Below are 16000 nucleotides of genomic sequence, written 5' to 3'. Positions count from 1 at the left end.
ATGGCAGAACATGGCGCACTGGCGACCCTGAAAGATCTGGCAGAAAAAGAGGTGGATAACGCCGCACGACTGTTGGGTGAAATGCGTCGCGGATGCCAGCAGGCAGAAGAGCAACTCAAAATGCTGATCGATTATCAGAATGAATATCGTAACAACCTGAATAGCGATATGAGTGCAGGAATGACCAGCAATCGCTGGATTAATTATCAGCAATTTATCCAGACGCTGGAAAAAGCCATTACTCAGCACCACCAGCAACTTACACAGTGGACACAGAAAGTTGATGTTGCCCTGAATAACTGGCGGGAAAAGAAACAACGTTTGCAGGCCTGGCAGACACTGCAGGAACGGCAATCCACGGCGGCACTGTTAGCAGAAAACCGCCTCGACCAGAAAAAGATGGATGAGTTTGCCCAGCGCGCCGCCATGAGGAAACCAGAATGATTCGCTTAGCGCCCTTGATTACCGCTGACGTTGACACCACCACGCTGTCCGGCGGTAAAGCCACCGATAGCGCACAAGATTTTCTCGTTTTGTTGAGCGGAGCATTAGCAGGCGAGACAACAAACAACAAATCTACGCCCCCATTGTTGGTGGCGACAGATAAACTTGTCATCAAAGTCGAGCCGCTGGTCAGCGATATTCAGAACGACGCGCAACAACCAGATTTACGGATCTCTGTGGATGGAACACAGCCCGTCATCAACGACGAACAATCCACATCAACACCATTAATCACCGCTCAGGCGATTACGCTGGCTGCGGTGCCAGACAAAGACACGGCAAAAGACGAAAAAGCGGATGATCTTAATGAAGACGCCGCGGCCAGCCTGAGCGCCCTTTTCGCAATGTTGCCGGGTTTTGACAATACGCCCAAAGTAACTGACACACCATCAACCGTGTTACCGACAGAAAAGCCAGCACACCCCACAAAACTGACTTCTGCGCAACGCACAACAGCACAGCCTGGCGACACCGCTGAAGCGTCAGTCCAGCCATTAACACCGCTGGTAGCTGAAGCCCAGAGCAAAGCGGAAGTCATCAGCACACCTTCGCCAGTGACTGCTGCTGCCAGCCCGCTAATCACTCCACACCAGACGCAGCCTCTGCCCACCGTCGCAGCGCCTGTTTTGAGTGCCCCGCTGGGTTCCCATGAATGGCAACAATCCTTAAGCCAACATATTTCACTGTTTACCCGTCAGGGGCAACAAAGCGCTGAATTGCGTTTGCACCCGCAGGATTTAGGTGAAGTGCACATCTCCCTCAAAGTGGATGACAACCAGGCGCAAATCCAGATGGTTTCGCCGCATCAGCACGTGCGCGCCGCCCTGGAAGCGGCTCTTCCGGTACTGCGTACACAACTGGCAGAAAGCGGTATTCAGTTGGGGCAGAGCAATATCAGCGGCGAAAGTTCTAGCGGTCAGCAACAGGCAGCGTCTCAGCAACAGCAAGGCCAGCGCACAATAAACCATGAACGCCAGGCTGGCGAAGATGACGATGCACTGCCAATTTCTGCCTCTTTACGAGGGCGTGTAGCAGGCAACAGTGGCGTTGATATTTTCGCCTAACGTCAGAGGTACCCCCTTAATCTGCGTCTTTTCCCCGCTTTGTCGCGATCAAGACACAGGATAATTAACCGATAAGCAGTAGCGACACAGGAAGACCGCAACACATGACTGATTACGCGATAAGCAAGAAAAGCAAGCGATCGCTTTGGTTCCCGATTCTGGTATTCATTACTCTCGCGGCCTGCGCCAGCGCGGGGTACAGCTACTGGCACTCGCATCAGGCGGCGACTGACGACAATGCGCAGCAACATGTCATGCCCTCACCGGTCTTCTACGCACTGGACACTTTTACGGTCAACCTGGGCGATGCGGATCGTGTGCTTTATATCGGTATTACTCTGCGACTAAAAGATGAAACCACCCGTTCGCGCCTGAGCGAGTATTTGCCGGAAGTCCGTAGTCGCTTGCTGTTACTGTTTTCGCGTCAGGATGCCGCCGTGCTGGCAACCGAAGAAGGCAAGCAAAAGCTGATTGCCGCGATTAAAGCCATACTCTCCACCCCGCTTGTTGCCGGGCAACCGAAACAGGATGTCACCGACGTGCTGTATACCGCTTTTATTCTGCGATAACGACATGGGCGATAGTATTCTTTCTCAAGCTGAAATTGATGCACTGTTGAATGGCGACAGCGAGGTCAAAGACGAACCGACTTCCGGCGTGACCAGCGACAATGACATTCGGCCTTACGATCCCAATACGCAACGACGGGTTGTGCGCGAACGTTTGCAGGCGCTGGAAATCATTAATGAACGTTTTGCCCGACATTTCCGCATGGGGCTGTTTAACCTGCTGCGTCGTAGCCCGGACATCACCGTCGGGGCGATCCGTATCCAGCCATATCATGAATTTGCCCGCAACCTGCCGGTGCCGACCAACCTTAACCTTATCCACCTGAAACCGCTGCGCGGCACAGGACTGGTGGTGTTCTCGCCAAGCCTGGTGTTTATTGCCGTGGATAACCTGTTTGGCGGCGATGGTCGGTTCCCTACCAAAGTGGAAGGTCGCGAGTTTACCCATACCGAACAGCGCGTCATCAACCGCATGTTAAAGCTGGCGCTTGAAGGCTATAGCGACGCCTGGAAGGCGATTAATCCGCTGGAAGTCGAGTATGTACGTTCGGAAATGCAGGTGAAATTTACCAATATCACCACCTCACCAAACGACATTGTGGTTAATACGCCTTTTCATGTCGAAATTGGCAACCTGACCGGTGAATTTAATATCTGCCTGCCATTCAGCATGATCGAGCCGCTGCGGGAATTGTTGGTTAACCCGCCACTGGAAAACTCGCGTAATGAAGATCAGAACTGGCGCGATAATCTGGTGCGTCAGGTACAGCATTCACAACTGGAGTTGATCGCCAACTTTGCCGATATTTCGCTGCGCCTGTCGCAGATTTTGAAACTGAAACCCGGCGATGTCCTGCCGATAGAAAAACCCGATCGTATCATCGCGCACGTTGACAGCGTTCCGGTGCTGACCAGCCAGTACGGCACCATCAATGGCCAGTATGCGTTACGGATAGAACATTTGATTAACCCGATTTTGAATTCTCTGAACGAGGAACAGCCCAAATGAGTGACTTGAATAATCCGGCCGATGACAACAACGGCGCAATGGACGATCTGTGGGCTGAAGCGTTGAGCGAACAAAAATCAACCAGCAGCAAAAGCGCCACTGAGGCGGTGTTCCAACAGCTTGGTGGCGGCGACGTCAGTGGAACATTGCAGGATATCGACCTGATTATGGATATTCCGGTCAAACTGACCGTCGAACTGGGTCGCACACGAATGACTATCAAAGAGCTGTTGCGCCTGACGCAAGGATCAGTGGTGGCGCTGGACGGTCTGGCTGGCGAACCGCTGGATATTCTGATCAATGGCTATTTAATCGCCCAGGGCGAAGTTGTGGTCGTTGCCGATAAATATGGCGTGCGGATCACCGATATCATTACCCCGTCTGAGCGGATGCGCCGCCTGAGCCGTTAGTGATGAATAACCACGCCACCGTGCAACCAACCACGCCGGTTTCCACTGCGCCGCTCCTGCAGGTGAGTGGCGCATTAATTGCCATTATTGTCCTGATTCTCGCTGCAGCGTGGCTGGTGAAACGGCTGGGATTTGCCGCCAAACGCAGCGACGCCCGCGGGTTAAGAGTCAGCGCCAGCGCTTCACTTGGCGCGCGCGAGCGGGTAGTGGTGATCGATGTGGAAGATGCACGACTGGTACTCGGCGTCACCGCAGGGCAAATCAATCTGTTGCATAAACTTCCCCCTTCTGCGCCAACGGAAGAGATGCCACAGGCCGATTTCCAGTCGCTAATGAAAAATTTGCTCAAGCGTAACGGGAGATCCTGATGCGTCGTCTGTTATCTGTCGCTCCTGCTCTTCTCTGGCTGGTCAGCCCCCTCGCCTTTGCGCAACTGCCTGGCATCACCAGCCAACCGCTGCCTGGCGGAGGACAAAGCTGGTCGCTTCCGGTGCAGACGCTGGTGTTCATCACCTCGCTGACGTTTATTCCGGCGATTTTACTGATGATGACCAGTTTCACTCGCATCATCATCGTTTTTGGTTTACTGCGTAACGCGCTGGGAACCCCCTCCGCCCCGCCCAACCAGGTATTGCTGGGGCTGGCGCTGTTTTTGACCTTTTTTATTATGTCACCGGTTATCGACAAAATTTATGTCGATGCGTACCAGCCATTCAGCGAAGAGAAAATCTCAATGCAGGAGGCGCTGGAAAAAGGGGCGCAACCGCTGCGTGAGTTTATGCTGCGTCAGACCCGCGAGGCAGATTTAGGGTTGTTTGCCAGACTGGCAAATACCAGCCCCTTGCCGGGACCGGAAGCCGTGCCGATGCGCATTTTGCTACCGGCCTATGTGACCAGCGAGCTGAAAACCGCATTCCAGATAGGCTTCACAATTTTCATTCCTTTCCTGATTATCGACCTGGTGATCGCCAGCGTGTTGATGGCGTTGGGGATGATGATGGTGCCCCCCGCGACCATTGCTCTACCATTTAAACTGATGCTGTTTGTGCTGGTGGATGGCTGGCAATTGCTGGTCGGTTCGCTGGCGCAGAGCTTTTATAGTTAGAGGGGGCAAAATGACACCTGAATCGGTCATGATGATGGGGACGGAAGCGATGAAAGTCGCTCTGGCGCTGGCCGCCCCGCTGCTACTGGTGGCGCTGGTGACTGGCCTTATTATCAGCATTTTGCAGGCTGCCACGCAGATTAACGAAATGACGCTATCGTTTATTCCGAAAATCATCGCCGTATTTATCGCCATTATTATTGCCGGGCCGTGGATGCTCAACCTGTTGCTGGATTACGTCCGCACCTTGTTCACTAACCTGCCGTATATCATCGGGTAGCGCGTGCTATGTTGCAGGTAACAAGCGAACAATGGCTTTCCTGGTTAAGTCTGTATTTCTGGCCATTGCTGCGCGTGCTGGCGCTGATCTCCACCGCGCCCATTTTAAGCGAACGTAGTATACCGAAACGGGTGAAACTGGGACTCGCGATGATGATCACTTTCGCTATTGCCCCGGCATTACCAGCCAACGATGTTCCCGTTTTTTCGTTCCATGCCCTGTGGCTGGCGGTGCAGCAAATCCTGATTGGCATTGCCCTTGGGTTTACCATGCAATTTGCCTTTGCCGCTGTGCGAACTGCTGGAGAAATTATCGGTCTGCAAATGGGGCTTTCATTTGCGACATTCGTCGATCCAGGCAGCCATCTTAATATGCCCGTTCTGGCGCGTATTATGGATATGCTGGCTCTGCTGTTGTTCCTGACATTTAACGGCCATTTATGGTTGATTTCGCTGCTGGTCGATACGTTTCACACTCTGCCTATTGGGGGCGAGCCGCTTAACAACAATGCGTTTCTGGCGCTCACCAAAGCAGGAAGTTTAATTTTTCTCAGCGGATTGATGCTGGCATTACCGATTATTACCCTGCTGCTGACACTGAATCTGGCGCTGGGATTACTTAATCGTATGGCTCCGCAATTATCAATTTTCGTTATCGGTTTTCCATTAACTCTGACGGTCGGTATTTCATTAATGGCAGCATTAATGCCGTTAATTGCTCCGTTTTGCGAACATTTATTCAGTGAAATTTTTAATTTGCTTGCCGATATTATTAGCGAATTTCCAGCAATATGATTCCGTAATGTTTATCGTGTTATCCTAAGGATTATCCGAAAAATAAAATCAGGCTACATCTTCCAGGATACTCCGCTGGCGCAATATTTATTTTAGTCTCACTCACATATCACAACATTTACTTTACTTTAAGACAATTCCAGGCAAATTATAAAGAACTTTACGGGATAGTAAGTCCGCCTGAAAAATCGCGAGAGTGCCGCATTAGGTGATGCTTGTTGTTCCGTTTAGTCATGATGAAATATTCAGGTAAGGGGAATTATCGTTACGCATTGAGTGAGGGTATGCCATGTCAACGATTATTATGGATTTATGTAGTTACACCCGGCTAGGTTTGACCGGGTATCTGTTGAGTAGAGGGGTTAAAAAAAGAGAAATCAACGACATCGAAACCGTTGATGACCTTGCCATCGCTTGTGATTCACAGCGCCCTTCAGTGGTGTTTATTAATGAGGACTGTTTTATCCACGATGCTTCTAACAGTCAGCGTATCAAGCACATCATTAATCAACATCCCAATACGTTATTTATCGTTTTTATGGCAATTGCCAATGTTCATTTTGATGAATATCTGTTGGTCAGAAAAAATTTATTGATTAGTTCTAAATCAATTAAACCGGAATCTCTCGATGATATCCTTGGCGATATTCTGAAAAAAGAGACAACAATGGCCACTGTTTTAAATATGCCGACGTTATCATTGAGTCGAACCGAATCGAGTATGTTGCGAATGTGGATGGCTGGTCAGGGAACCATTCAGATCTCCGACCAAATGAATATCAAAGCCAAGACCGTTTCATCGCATAAAGGCAATATTAAACGTAAGATCAAAACGCATAATAAACAGGTTATCTATCATGTCGTCCGACTGACGGATAATGTGACTAATGGTATTTTTGTCAACATGCGCTAACACATTCTGACTGGTGGTTTCCCACCAGTCAGGCTGAATGAAATTACTCTGCTTTCTCCACAAAGATACCGTCCTGATGCCCTGCCTCATTAAAGAACCAGATGCCGAGCGGGTAGTCTTCCAGCGAAACCAGGTACATTGTGCCTTCACTAAACTCCTCAACTGCCAGTACCACGCCAGGACGACGCGGACCGCCATCCGTTTTGACTGTTACCCGATCATTCACCTTCATCATTTTCCTCCTGTGGCTTTGTGCCAGTGTAGAACAATTTCTTTTTGCTGGCAGCGCCGGATGAGCGCGAGTGCTGATTTTCTCGACGGTCTATACTTAAAAGATGCCAGGCGTGCATCACGGTCAGCAGCATCAAATGAGTAACGGTTGCGAGGAAAGATGATGAAAACCGCAAAAGAGTACAGCGATACCGCAAAACGTGAGGTCAGCGTCGATGTCGATGCCCTGCTGGCGGCGATCAATGAAATTAGCGAAAGCGAAGTTCATCGCAGCCAGAGTGATTCAGAACACGTCAGTATCGATGGTCGTGAATACCATACATGGCGTGAATTAGCGGATGCCTTTGAACTGGATATTCATGACTTTAGCGTCTCGGAAGTAAACCGCTAAATGCGACATAAAAAAATCCCGGCCCTTGTGGGGGTCGGGATCAAACTTGCTTAAGCAAGAAGCACTTAAAAAATTCGTTACACCAGGAAATCTGATGTGTTCATCACCTTATCTGCAATTTTTTTCGCTGACAAGGAAATATTCTTTACATGAATGATTAATATCACTAATGAATGAAATTGTGACTTTCGTCACCCCTTATGGCCTCTGCTACGGGCGGGATCGCTCCCAAAAAATGATCAAATACAAATCGTGCTATTTTGAGAAACATCCTGGTAAAGGGAGTATGCGCTACCATGCTTTCAATTCAACAACCACTGCTGATTTTCACCGATCTCGATGGCACCCTGTTGGACAGTCATAGCTATGACTGGCAGCCTGCCGCTCCCTGGCTAAACCGTTTACGAGAAGCAGACGTTCCAGTGATTCTCTGCAGCAGTAAAACGTCGGCGGAAATGCTGTACTTGCAAAAAATCCTGGGTCTGCAAGGGTTGCCGCTGATTGCCGAAAACGGAGCGGTGATCCAACTGGATCATCAATGGCAAGATATAGATGGTTTCCCCCGTATCATCTCGGGTATTGCCCATAGTGAAATCAGTCTGGTGTTGAATACGTTACGCGAGAAAGAACATTTCAAATTCACCACTTTTGATGATGTCGATGAGACAACCATTGCTGAATGGACTGGATTAAGCCGTAGCCAGGCGGCGCTGACGCAATTGCATGAAGCCTCGGTCACGCTCATCTGGCGCGACAGTGACGAGCAAATGACGCAATTTACCGCTCGCCTGAACGAGTTAGGGTTGCAGTTTGTCCAGGGCGCTCGCTTCTGGCATGTGTTGGACGCCTCTGCCGGAAAAGATCAGGCCGCCAACTGGATCATCGCGGCATATCAACAATCAGGCGGAGAACGTCCGACGACGCTTGGCTTAGGCGATGGTCCAAATGACGCGCCATTACTGGAAGTGATGGATTACGCGGTCATTGTGAAAGGGCTAAACCGGGAAGGCATTCATCTGCAAAATGAGGATCCGCCTCGTGTCTGGCGAACGCAGCGAGAAGGTCCTGATGGCTGGCGCGAGGGGTTGGATCACTTTTTTACCGTCCGTTAAGGGGTATCACTGGCGCAGACCCGATTACGTCCTGCTTGTTTAGCGAGATACAGCCGACGATCGGCCAGCGATTGCAATTGTTCAAAATCATAATCACCGGTTTCTTCACTGCTGCTCACCCCCAATGAAGCACTGATGCGGATAGTCTTGCTCTTGGCAATCAACATCTCTTTTTCATTCAGCTTCAGACGAATATGTTCGGCAACTTCTTTTGCCTGCTCCAGGCTGGCGCCAGGCAGAATCACACAAAACTCCTCACCACCAACCCGTCCGGCAACATACTGGGGTCGTAATGAACGACTAATTAATCCGGCAGCATGTGACAACACACGGTCGCCCGCCTGGTGACCAAAGCGGTCATTAATCGCTTTAAAATGGTCAAGGTCGACCTGAATGACAGAAAAAGGATGTTTGTGTGTCTGGCACATTTTGGCCAGCGGACGCGCTTTTTCGAACAGTGCGCCACGGTTATACAGGCGGGTTAAAGTGTCGTGCCACGCCTGCCATTGCAACGAGCTTTGCAGGACAAACATATTGCTGACCATCTGGCGAATCACATACCAGGAGATAAGTAACATGGTTGTGAAGAGCGCCCACAACAGGGTTAATGCAATGCTGATACTGCCGAAATCACCACGCACACCTTCGCTAAGCGTATGGATTCGCACTAATACCCCGTCAAAATGATCCAGCCGTTCCCAGCTAACATAGCGACTGTTCATCCGGATTCCACCGCGCGTATCGTGTTCAATGGCCTGCGCAAGTGATGCCAGTTCGCGAGGATCAAAGAGATCTTCGGTAGGATTCTCCGGGTTGGAAGAGGTCAATAATTTCAGTTTACTGTCGTAGAGTTGATATTCACCGTCGAGATTTTTATCGATAGCATTTTGTAAAAATTGCTGCATTGAACGCACGGGAATACTCATTCCCAGCACGCCATACCAGTAATTATTGCTGTCAACCGGCACGCTTACAGTGACTTGTGGTTCAGTAACATTGTTATGGTCATGCTGAGAGGTAAACCAACGCACCGCACGTTGGCGGTTTTCTCGTTGTGAATGACCGATAAACCAGGGTTGGGTGACAAATTCGTAGTAACGCCCGGGCACACTTCGCATAAACAGCGTCGGCTGCGTAGAAACGTAAAATCCGGCGCGCGAGACATACATCGCCTGTTCAACCATCGACGAGGAGTTGTGCGCCAGTCGCAGCAAGTAACCGACTTCCAGCGCGGCGGTAATTTCGTTGTCCAGGGATTCATTTTCGCGAGAAAGCAGATCCCCCTCGCTGACTAACGCATCAGAGACGCCATTTACCGGCAGGGTACGTCGTCTGTTGAGTTCTATCTGCCAGGCATGTTCATCGCGACGTTGTTCGAACTCGGTAACGGCATTGCGCAGAGAGGTGAAATCGAGCGGCGCAACGAGGGCTTCGCGCATCCCGTTACGCAAAAATAATAACTTATCAACGTTATATTGCAGTTGTTTATCAAGCGCGTTGGCAACATTTTCCAGATGGTTACGCTGACTTGAAATATAGGCATCTTCCAGTACGACGACTTCACGCCATGTGAGTAAAGTTGAGAAGATCAACACCACAATAAAGCAGAGATTAACGACATGACCAGGCCCCAGGCGGCGCGCGAGTTTTTTCAGCCAGCTCTGGTTTTCCATTTCTGTCTCGTGCAGCACCCTGACAACTCCCAACCTGCTTTCTTATGATTCTGGCATAACCTGGCAATAGCGTACCGCCAAACAACAATATTTTTATAACGAGGCATGATAAGACGCGCCAGCGTCGCATCAGGCTTTCAATGCCAACGTTGGCACAATCGCCGGATACGGCGTGAACGCCTTATCTGCCCTGGTGTTAATTATACGCTTTTAAACTTCTTCCGATGAACGACGCTTCTCCCCCGGAACAAGCTCAGTTTCATGAAAGGCTTCCCGTTTGACGCCGTAACCGTCATACCAGCGACACTCAACCATGCCGCTGGAATACCCGGTAACAATCATCCGCGGGCCGCCCTCTTTAACCGTTACTTCCTCACTCACCACAAAGCTCATACTCGCCTCCTTTTTTCGAGTGAAACTTGTTCACCTTAGTCGAGAATGGCGAATTTTGCATACCAGCCAGTGAGAATATTAATGTACCTGACCGCGCATTTTCGCTACTGCTTTCACTGCCAATACGACGATGCTACCGATGATAAAACCAAGAATCAGATTTAAAACAGTCGGTAATATCATCGCCACCAGCGCACTCTGCTGCCCGGAGAAATGTTCAATAGCATGATACAGCGGCGCAATACCATGTACCACAATGCCACCACCGACGAGAAACATCGCCAGCGTGCCGACGATCGATAACGCTTTCATCAGCCAGGGCGCGATAATCAATAACCCCTTGCCCAGCGCCTGTATAACCGTACTGGATTTTTCCGCCAGCCAGTAACCCAGATCATCAATCTTAACGATGATCCCCACCAGACCGTAGACGCCCACGGTAACCACCAGTGCGATCCCTGAAAGTACCAGCACCTGATTAAGCAACGGCGCTTCCGCCACAATCCCCAGCGTGATAGCGACAATTTCCGCAGACAAAATAAAATCGGTACGAATCGCCCCTTTTATTTTGTCCTTTTCGAACTTCAGCGGATCCTGCGCTGCCAGTTTTTCCAGACGCTGCTGACTCTGTGCCGGATCCTCTTTATGCTTACGCGCCTCCAGCATATGCAGCACCTTCTCTACCCCTTCAAAGCAGAGAAATGCACCGCCAATCATCAACAGCGGTGTAATCGCCCACGGGATAAACGCACTGATGATCAGCGCCAACGGCACCAGAATCACTTTGTTGATGAGCGATCCCTTCGCCACGCCCCAGACCACGGGTAATTCCCGGTTGGCACGCACACCTGAAACTTGTTGCGCATTGAGCGACAAGTCATCCCCTAATACACCAGCGGTTTTCTTCGCCGCCAGCTTGCCCATCACGGAGATATCGTCCAGCAAAGTGGCGATATCATCGAGCAACGTCAATAAACTACTCCCGGCCAAAAGCATTCCCTCTCATTTTTATTGTTGACGGTGCTAAGTATGAAGCAAAATCGGCTTGTCTGATACTTGCTTCACAAGTCAACATTTTATTAACAATCAATTACGATTATATCTCTCGCCAGTGAAATGATTTTCACGTTTACTATGAACCGCCTTTTTATTTCCATCGTGAGGGATTATGCGTTTCCGCCAGTTGTTACCGCTTTTTGGCGCACTGTTTGCGCTGTATATCATTTGGGGCTCAACCTATTTTGTCATTCGGATTGGGGTAGAAAGCTGGCCACCGTTAATGATGGCGGGCGTGCGCTTTCTGGCAGCCGGTATTTTACTAATGGCATTTTTACTGCTGCGCGGGCACAAATTGCCGCCGCTACGTCCACTGCTTAATGCCGCGCTTATTGGCCTGTTACTGCTGGCTGTCGGTAACGGCATGGTAACGGTAGCCGAACATCAAAACGTCCCTTCCGGCATTGCCGCCGTGGTGGTGGCAACGGTGCCACTCTTTACCCTGTGCTTCAGCCGCCTGTTTGGCATAAAAACGCGCAAACTGGAGTGGCTTGGCATCGCCATTGGGTTAGCGGGGATCATCATGCTCAACAGTGGCGGTAATTTAAGCGGCAATCCGTGGGGCGCGATCCTGATTTTGATCGGGTCTGTGAGTTGGGCATTTGGTTCAGTTTATGGCTCACGAATCACTCTGCCAGTGGGGATGATGGCGGGAGCCATTGAAATGCTGGCGGCAGGCGTGGTGTTAATGATCGCATCGATGATTGCGGGTGAAAAACTGACGGCGCTCCCTTCTCTTTCGGGCTTCCTGGCGGTCGGCTATCTGGCGCTGTTTGGTTCGATCATCGCCATCAACGCTTATATGTATTTAATCCGCAATGTCAGCCCGGCCCTGGCGACCAGCTACGCTTATGTTAACCCGGTGGTCGCGGTATTGCTGGGTACGGGGCTGGGTGGCGAAACGCTATCGCGGATTGAATGGCTGGCACTGGGCGTGATTGTCTTCGCGGTGGTGCTGGTAACGCTGGGGAAATATCTCTTTCCTGCTAAACCCGTTGTCGCCCCCGTCATTCAGGACACATCAAGCGAGTAAATGAATCCCCAGAGAGTCGATCTGCGCGCTGGCACCCTCGCTGCAGATCCACTCTTCCAGACGCTCGGTCAGCGCCGCGTCCGTCAACTTCTCTCGCCCACGTAACGCACACTCCCAGACAATCAATACACGCCAGCCGAGTTCCTGCAATCGATTAATATCACGACGATCGCGCTCGACATTTTTACCTATCTTCTCCAGCCAGAACTCCGTTCGTGTGGCAGGAACTTTGAACAAATGGCAATGATGATGGTGCCAGAAGCAGCCGTGGGTAAATATCACGCAGCGATACTCATCGAGGACAAAATCCGGACGTCCGGGTAGACTGGCACCCTGAACGCGAAACATCAGCCCCTGTCCGGTTAACAGGCTGGCCAGGCGCTTCTCGATTGCTGTATCGTGCGTGGCAATCGCGCGCATATTTTTGCTACGCGTGGCCTTATCGTGAACGTCGGCCATGTTGTGCCTCTTGCTGACGCAACGCTACCGCCTGTTTGATTTTTGGCTCGAGCAGTTTTGCCACCGCGGCAAAGACCGGTACGACTACCGAGTTGCCGAACTGGCGATAGGCCTGAGTGTCAGAAACCGGAATGCGGAATTTCGCTTCATGCGGCGCTTCAAAGCCCATCAACCGTGCGCATTCACGAGGTGTTAACCGACGCGGACGATGTTGCTGATTCTGCGGATCGTCAAAGTCTTTCTCACCTGTTGCCATATCCCAGCCGCGATCGATTAAAATTTCTGCGCCATCTTTGTAATAGCGGGCAGAAAGCGTGCGCGTGACACTTTGCGGATTGTTCGGATAAACCATCCCGTACCCGAAGCCGTTACCGCGCGCCTGATGTTTTTTCGCATAGCGATAGAGGTACTTCCACAGCACCGGCGTCAGAATATATTTCGCTTCGACTATCGGATCCAGCAACTCCGCCAGCGTCACTCGCTGCGCAGGGAAACAATCGCTGATATCACGCAGGGTAAAATCTTGCTTCAGATTAAGATCGCGACGGAAACCCACCAGCACAATGCGTTCACGGTGCTGCGGTAAAAAATGTTTGCCATCAATGATCTTCGGATCGTTCGGGCCATTATCTTCTGCATCGGCTACGTCATAGCCCAGTTCGTCCAGCGTCTGCATGATGATGCGGAACGTTTTGCCCTGGTCGTGACTTTTCAGGTTTTTGACGTTTTCAAGTACAAAAATCGCCGGACGGCGGGCGTCGATAATGCGTACCACATCAAAAAACAACGTCCCCTGGGTATCGCAGGCAAAACCGTGCGCGCGACCAAGAGAGTTCTTTTTCGATACGCCAGCCAGGGAAAACGGCTGGCAAGGAAAACCGGCCAATAAAACATCATGTTCAGGAATGTGCTGACGAATATGTGCCGCCGCTGCTTCATCGCTCACGCCCTCTTTATGGCTCAGGGTAATGTCGCGGATATCTTCATTAAAGTGATGCGTAGCCGGGTCGCAATAATGATTCGCTTTGTAGGTGCGTACCGCATGTTTATTCCATTCACTGGTAAACACGCATTGACCGCCAATCGACTCAAAACCGCGACGGATGCCACCAATTCCGGCAAACAGATCGATAAAACGAAACGCATAGTGCGGATGATGTGCAGGTGGTTTGGGTAACAACGTTTGCAGATGAGCGAACTCTTTCTCACTTAAACGGTGCCATGCCGAATCATTCGCCAGCGCACGTTTTAAAATCGCCGCGCTCCAGTGATTCTCACCCACGCCATTAAGTTGTGCCACCAATGTTTTAACATCATAAATTTGCAGCAGTTTCTCCAGCATTGCCTGTGCGGCATTCCCGGTGCTGTATGAATCGGTTACTGATATATTTTCCTGCATAGATTTAACCGGCCATCTGAGATGGCCGACAGGTTAACATAATTACTTCAGTTTAGGGCCACGCGGTCAGCCTGCTGGAGAAAAGGCACGAATCACGTCATGATCCACACCTTCATTCTCGCCCGCCAGTTCAGCGCTGAGTTTAGCCATAAACTCCACCTGAAAACGGGCGTTGTGTTGCGCCAGTTGTTTACCTTTTGTCGTTTGCATGGTTTGCGGTAGTTTCAGCAGCTTAGTCTGGAAATGATCCAGCGCGTAGCGTTTATCATCAAGCGGGCGATGCTGCGCGAACGGGTCTTCACCGTCAAACAACGCCACACCCAGCGAGCCTGAGACCGCAAACACTCGCGCCAGACCAATCGCGCCTAAGGCTTCCAGTCTGTCTGCATCCTGCACGATTTTGGCTTCCGCCGTTAAAGGTGTAATTTGTGCGCTGAAACTGTGTGCCGCGATAGCATGGCAAATGGCGTCTATTTTCTCTGGCGGAAAATCGACAAATTCCGCACTTAAAATGCGACGCGCCTCTTCTGCCGCCAGTAATGAGGAGCGCTGCCGTTGCGGATGATTTTTCGCCAGGCTCACAATATCGTGAAAATAACAGGCGGTTAAAATGACCAGCATATCGACGTCTTCATCTGCCGCCAGTTTCTGCGCTGTCGCCCAGACACGACGAAAATGACACAGGTCATGGGCCACGTCCTGGTGCGTTTGATGGTTTTTAAACCAGTTTTCAAACTGTGCCTGCCAGTGTTGTAAATCCATACACGCTCCGCTGCAAATGAGTCGCAACCTTAGCAGTTTTTACTCATAGCGTCTGCTACGCACGGGTCGGGGTCGGGTGTACCACGCAATACCACCTAACAACGCTCCGACCAGGGCCATAAACAAAAATCCCACTAATGCCCCTAACCACTTTCCTGCGGTAGAGCCTAAATCACTTTCAAATCCCGACACGGGGGCATCCGGGATCCTGCTCATCACCCAAATGTAACGCGCCATTACCCAGACGAAATAGCCACACCATGTATAGAAAGCCCATAAAGCCAGTTTGCCGCCAGGGCTGCGAGAAAGTCTCTCTTCCATCGTTGTCGAACCGTACTCCATTTTGAGATAACCCGGGAAATTCAGACTTAGCACTATTATGTGATAAAAGTCACATTTTTCCACATTAGTTGAGACAGTCAAGTCTCACTCATTTTTTGAACAAATATATAAATCTTAGCCAATGGCTATTATTTGTAGAAAAAACAAATAAGAAAGTATTTTCCTTTCGGCAGTGGATAATTAATTAATTCACATATTGAATATATTAGCACTGAATACAATTATACCTTTTTCGTTTTCTGTGTCATGATAACTCCGTTATTAGCCTTTATCGTCTTGTTTATATTTTTGGGCCGGCATGATGCCGGCTTTTTTTATGCCATTCATAATGTGCGCAAGATCACTCAGGGTCTTTGGTGCAACACTCATTGACACAAACTATCCTTCCGCAAAATCAATAATCTATTGATATACAACCATAAATGACATGAATTTTTGTATCTGAAATTCATAATTTTGAATTATATTAAATAAGATAGAAACATTTTGAAATCTTTTAAA

General features: G+C 50.1%; 21 protein-coding genes. 13 read left to right on the top strand and 8 right to left on the bottom strand.

The window, feature by feature from the left end:
• From fliJ to rcsA, 10 genes are all read left to right on the top strand, one after another.
• Positions 1 to 444, top strand: coding sequence for a flagellar export protein FliJ (gene fliJ / locus A9587_RS11095; RefSeq protein ID WP_000807573.1), 444 nt, complete (start codon positions 1 to 3; stop codon positions 442 to 444).
• Entirely contained in the window at positions 441 to 1568 is a 1128-nt protein-coding gene (locus A9587_RS11090) for a flagellar hook-length control protein FliK (protein WP_000620131.1), read from the top strand. The genes fliJ and A9587_RS11090 overlap by 4 nt, the downstream gene beginning before the upstream one ends.
• A 104-nt stretch (positions 1569 to 1672) precedes the next feature.
• The gene (gene fliL / locus A9587_RS11085) at positions 1673 to 2137 is read left to right on the top strand and encodes a flagellar basal body-associated protein FliL (protein WP_000133098.1); all 465 of its coding nucleotides are present in this window, start codon (positions 1673 to 1675) and stop codon (positions 2135 to 2137) included.
• Positions 2138 to 2141: 4 nt separating this feature from the next.
• On the top strand, positions 2142 to 3146 hold the full coding sequence (gene fliM, locus A9587_RS11080; RefSeq protein WP_105263871.1) for a flagellar motor switch protein FliM: 1005 nt from the start codon (positions 2142 to 2144) through the stop codon (positions 3144 to 3146).
• Positions 3143 to 3556 carry a flagellar motor switch protein FliN gene (gene fliN / locus A9587_RS11075; RefSeq protein WP_105263870.1) on the top strand — a complete coding sequence of 138 codons (414 nt, stop codon included), beginning with the start codon at positions 3143 to 3145 and terminating at the stop codon, positions 3554 to 3556. The genes fliM and fliN overlap by 4 nt, the downstream gene beginning before the upstream one ends.
• 2 nt (positions 3557 to 3558) lie before the next feature.
• Positions 3559 to 3924 carry a flagellar biosynthetic protein FliO gene (fliO, locus tag A9587_RS11070; protein WP_001059112.1) on the top strand — a complete coding sequence of 122 codons (366 nt, stop codon included), beginning with the start codon at positions 3559 to 3561 and terminating at the stop codon, positions 3922 to 3924.
• A complete protein-coding gene (fliP, locus tag A9587_RS11065; protein ID WP_001253435.1) occupies positions 3924 to 4661 on the top strand; it encodes a flagellar type III secretion system pore protein FliP in 738 nt (245 codons plus the stop codon). The genes fliO and fliP overlap by 1 nt, the downstream gene beginning before the upstream one ends.
• A gap of 10 nt (positions 4662 to 4671) precedes the next feature.
• Positions 4672 to 4941, top strand: a complete 270-nt coding sequence (fliQ, locus tag A9587_RS11060; protein ID WP_000187358.1) for a flagellar biosynthesis protein FliQ — start codon at positions 4672 to 4674, stop codon at positions 4939 to 4941.
• A gap of 8 nt (positions 4942 to 4949) precedes the next feature.
• A complete protein-coding gene (gene fliR / locus A9587_RS11055) occupies positions 4950 to 5735 on the top strand; it encodes a flagellar biosynthetic protein FliR (RefSeq protein WP_105263869.1) in 786 nt (261 codons plus the stop codon).
• A 289-nt stretch (positions 5736 to 6024) separates the two neighbouring features.
• The gene (rcsA, locus tag A9587_RS11050) at positions 6025 to 6648 is read left to right on the top strand and encodes a transcriptional regulator RcsA (protein WP_000103995.1); all 624 of its coding nucleotides are present in this window, start codon (positions 6025 to 6027) and stop codon (positions 6646 to 6648) included.
• 43 nt (positions 6649 to 6691) lie between these two features.
• On the opposite strand, the gene dsrB is transcribed toward rcsA, so the two are convergent.
• A complete protein-coding gene (gene dsrB / locus A9587_RS11045; RefSeq protein ID WP_000867217.1) occupies positions 6692 to 6880 on the bottom strand; it encodes a protein DsrB in 189 nt (62 codons plus the stop codon).
• A gap of 162 nt (positions 6881 to 7042) precedes the next feature.
• On the opposite strand from dsrB, the gene yodD reads away from it, so the two are divergent.
• Together yodD and A9587_RS11030 are read left to right on the top strand one after the other, a co-directional pair.
• Positions 7043 to 7270, top strand: a complete 228-nt coding sequence (gene yodD / locus A9587_RS11035) for a peroxide/acid resistance protein YodD (RefSeq protein ID WP_001516578.1) — start codon at positions 7043 to 7045, stop codon at positions 7268 to 7270.
• Between the two features lie 296 nt (positions 7271 to 7566).
• Positions 7567 to 8382 carry a mannosyl-3-phosphoglycerate phosphatase-related protein gene (locus tag A9587_RS11030; protein WP_000949098.1) on the top strand — a complete coding sequence of 272 codons (816 nt, stop codon included), beginning with the start codon at positions 7567 to 7569 and terminating at the stop codon, positions 8380 to 8382.
• On the opposite strand, the gene dgcQ is transcribed toward A9587_RS11030, so the two are convergent.
• The 3 genes from dgcQ to A9587_RS11010 all read right to left on the bottom strand — a co-directional run bounded on the left by dgcQ (position 8379) and on the right by A9587_RS11010 (position 11444).
• Complete coding sequence (gene dgcQ, locus A9587_RS11025; protein ID WP_016248837.1) at positions 8379 to 10073, bottom strand: cellulose biosynthesis regulator diguanylate cyclase DgcQ; 1695 nt, start codon at positions 10071 to 10073, stop codon at positions 8379 to 8381. The genes A9587_RS11030 and dgcQ overlap by 4 nt on opposite strands.
• 192 nt (positions 10074 to 10265) lie before the next feature.
• Positions 10266 to 10448 (bottom strand): YodC family protein, encoded by a 183-nt coding sequence (locus tag A9587_RS11015; protein ID WP_105263868.1) that lies wholly within the window; start codon positions 10446 to 10448, stop codon positions 10266 to 10268.
• A gap of 78 nt (positions 10449 to 10526) precedes the next feature.
• A complete protein-coding gene (locus A9587_RS11010; RefSeq protein ID WP_105263867.1) occupies positions 10527 to 11444 on the bottom strand; it encodes a DUF808 domain-containing protein in 918 nt (305 codons plus the stop codon).
• Between the two features lie 172 nt (positions 11445 to 11616).
• On the opposite strand from A9587_RS11010, the gene yedA reads away from it, so the two are divergent.
• Entirely contained in the window at positions 11617 to 12537 is a 921-nt protein-coding gene (gene yedA / locus A9587_RS11005; RefSeq protein ID WP_001212246.1) for a drug/metabolite exporter YedA, read from the top strand.
• On the opposite strand, the gene A9587_RS11000 is transcribed toward yedA, so the two are convergent.
• The 4 genes from A9587_RS11000 to drpB all read right to left on the bottom strand — a co-directional run bounded on the left by A9587_RS11000 (position 12526) and on the right by drpB (position 15478).
• The gene (locus A9587_RS11000) at positions 12526 to 12996 is read right to left on the bottom strand and encodes a very short patch repair endonuclease (protein WP_000785975.1); all 471 of its coding nucleotides are present in this window, start codon (positions 12994 to 12996) and stop codon (positions 12526 to 12528) included. The two genes, yedA and A9587_RS11000, sit on opposite strands and share 12 nt — an antisense overlap.
• Positions 12977 to 14395, bottom strand: coding sequence for a DNA-cytosine methyltransferase (gene dcm, locus A9587_RS10995; protein WP_001157228.1), 1419 nt, complete (start codon positions 14393 to 14395; stop codon positions 12977 to 12979). The genes A9587_RS11000 and dcm overlap by 20 nt, the downstream gene beginning before the upstream one ends.
• 66 nt (positions 14396 to 14461) lie before the next feature.
• Positions 14462 to 15157 carry a phosphohydrolase gene (locus A9587_RS10990; protein ID WP_016248840.1) on the bottom strand — a complete coding sequence of 232 codons (696 nt, stop codon included), beginning with the start codon at positions 15155 to 15157 and terminating at the stop codon, positions 14462 to 14464.
• Positions 15158 to 15196: 39 nt separating this feature from the next.
• On the bottom strand, positions 15197 to 15478 hold the full coding sequence (gene drpB / locus A9587_RS10985) for a cell division protein DrpB (RefSeq protein WP_242664688.1): 282 nt from the start codon (positions 15476 to 15478) through the stop codon (positions 15197 to 15199).
• Positions 15479 to 16000 lie beyond the last annotated feature (522 nt).

It is taken from the genome of Escherichia sp. MOD1-EC6162, from assembly GCF_002965125.1.
GTDB lineage: Bacteria > Pseudomonadota > Gammaproteobacteria > Enterobacterales > Enterobacteriaceae > Escherichia > Escherichia marmotae.
The sequence above is the reverse complement of the archived record's forward strand: the minus strand, read 5'-3'. Positions and strand labels throughout refer to the sequence as shown.

Coding starts and splice junctions, on each gene's coding strand:
- fliJ (WP_000807573.1), top strand. CDS start 1: ATGGCAGAACATGGCGCACTGGCGACCCTGAAAGATCTGGCAGAAAAA.
- A9587_RS11090 (WP_000620131.1), top strand. CDS start 441: ATGATTCGCTTAGCGCCCTTGATTACCGCTGACGTTGACACCACCACG.
- fliL (WP_000133098.1), top strand. CDS start 1,673: ATGACTGATTACGCGATAAGCAAGAAAAGCAAGCGATCGCTTTGGTTC.
- fliM (WP_105263871.1), top strand. CDS start 2,142: ATGGGCGATAGTATTCTTTCTCAAGCTGAAATTGATGCACTGTTGAAT.
- fliN (WP_105263870.1), top strand. CDS start 3,143: ATGAGTGACTTGAATAATCCGGCCGATGACAACAACGGCGCAATGGAC.
- fliO (WP_001059112.1), top strand. CDS start 3,559: ATGAATAACCACGCCACCGTGCAACCAACCACGCCGGTTTCCACTGCG.
- fliP (WP_001253435.1), top strand. CDS start 3,924: ATGCGTCGTCTGTTATCTGTCGCTCCTGCTCTTCTCTGGCTGGTCAGC.
- fliQ (WP_000187358.1), top strand. CDS start 4,672: ATGACACCTGAATCGGTCATGATGATGGGGACGGAAGCGATGAAAGTC.
- fliR (WP_105263869.1), top strand. CDS start 4,950: ATGTTGCAGGTAACAAGCGAACAATGGCTTTCCTGGTTAAGTCTGTAT.
- rcsA (WP_000103995.1), top strand. CDS start 6,025: ATGTCAACGATTATTATGGATTTATGTAGTTACACCCGGCTAGGTTTG.
- dsrB (WP_000867217.1), bottom strand. CDS start 6,880: ATGAAGGTGAATGATCGGGTAACAGTCAAAACGGATGGCGGTCCGCGT.
- yodD (WP_001516578.1), top strand. CDS start 7,043: ATGAAAACCGCAAAAGAGTACAGCGATACCGCAAAACGTGAGGTCAGC.
- A9587_RS11030 (WP_000949098.1), top strand. CDS start 7,567: ATGCTTTCAATTCAACAACCACTGCTGATTTTCACCGATCTCGATGGC.
- A9587_RS11015 (WP_105263868.1), bottom strand. CDS start 10,448: ATGAGCTTTGTGGTGAGTGAGGAAGTAACGGTTAAAGAGGGCGGCCCG.
- A9587_RS11010 (WP_105263867.1), bottom strand. CDS start 11,444: ATGCTTTTGGCCGGGAGTAGTTTATTGACGTTGCTCGATGATATCGCC.
- yedA (WP_001212246.1), top strand. CDS start 11,617: ATGCGTTTCCGCCAGTTGTTACCGCTTTTTGGCGCACTGTTTGCGCTG.
- A9587_RS11000 (WP_000785975.1), bottom strand. CDS start 12,996: ATGGCCGACGTTCACGATAAGGCCACGCGTAGCAAAAATATGCGCGCG.
- dcm (WP_001157228.1), bottom strand. CDS start 14,395: ATGCAGGAAAATATATCAGTAACCGATTCATACAGCACCGGGAATGCC.
- A9587_RS10990 (WP_016248840.1), bottom strand. CDS start 15,157: ATGGATTTACAACACTGGCAGGCACAGTTTGAAAACTGGTTTAAAAAC.
- drpB (WP_242664688.1), bottom strand. CDS start 15,478: ATGGAAGAGAGACTTTCTCGCAGCCCTGGCGGCAAACTGGCTTTATGG.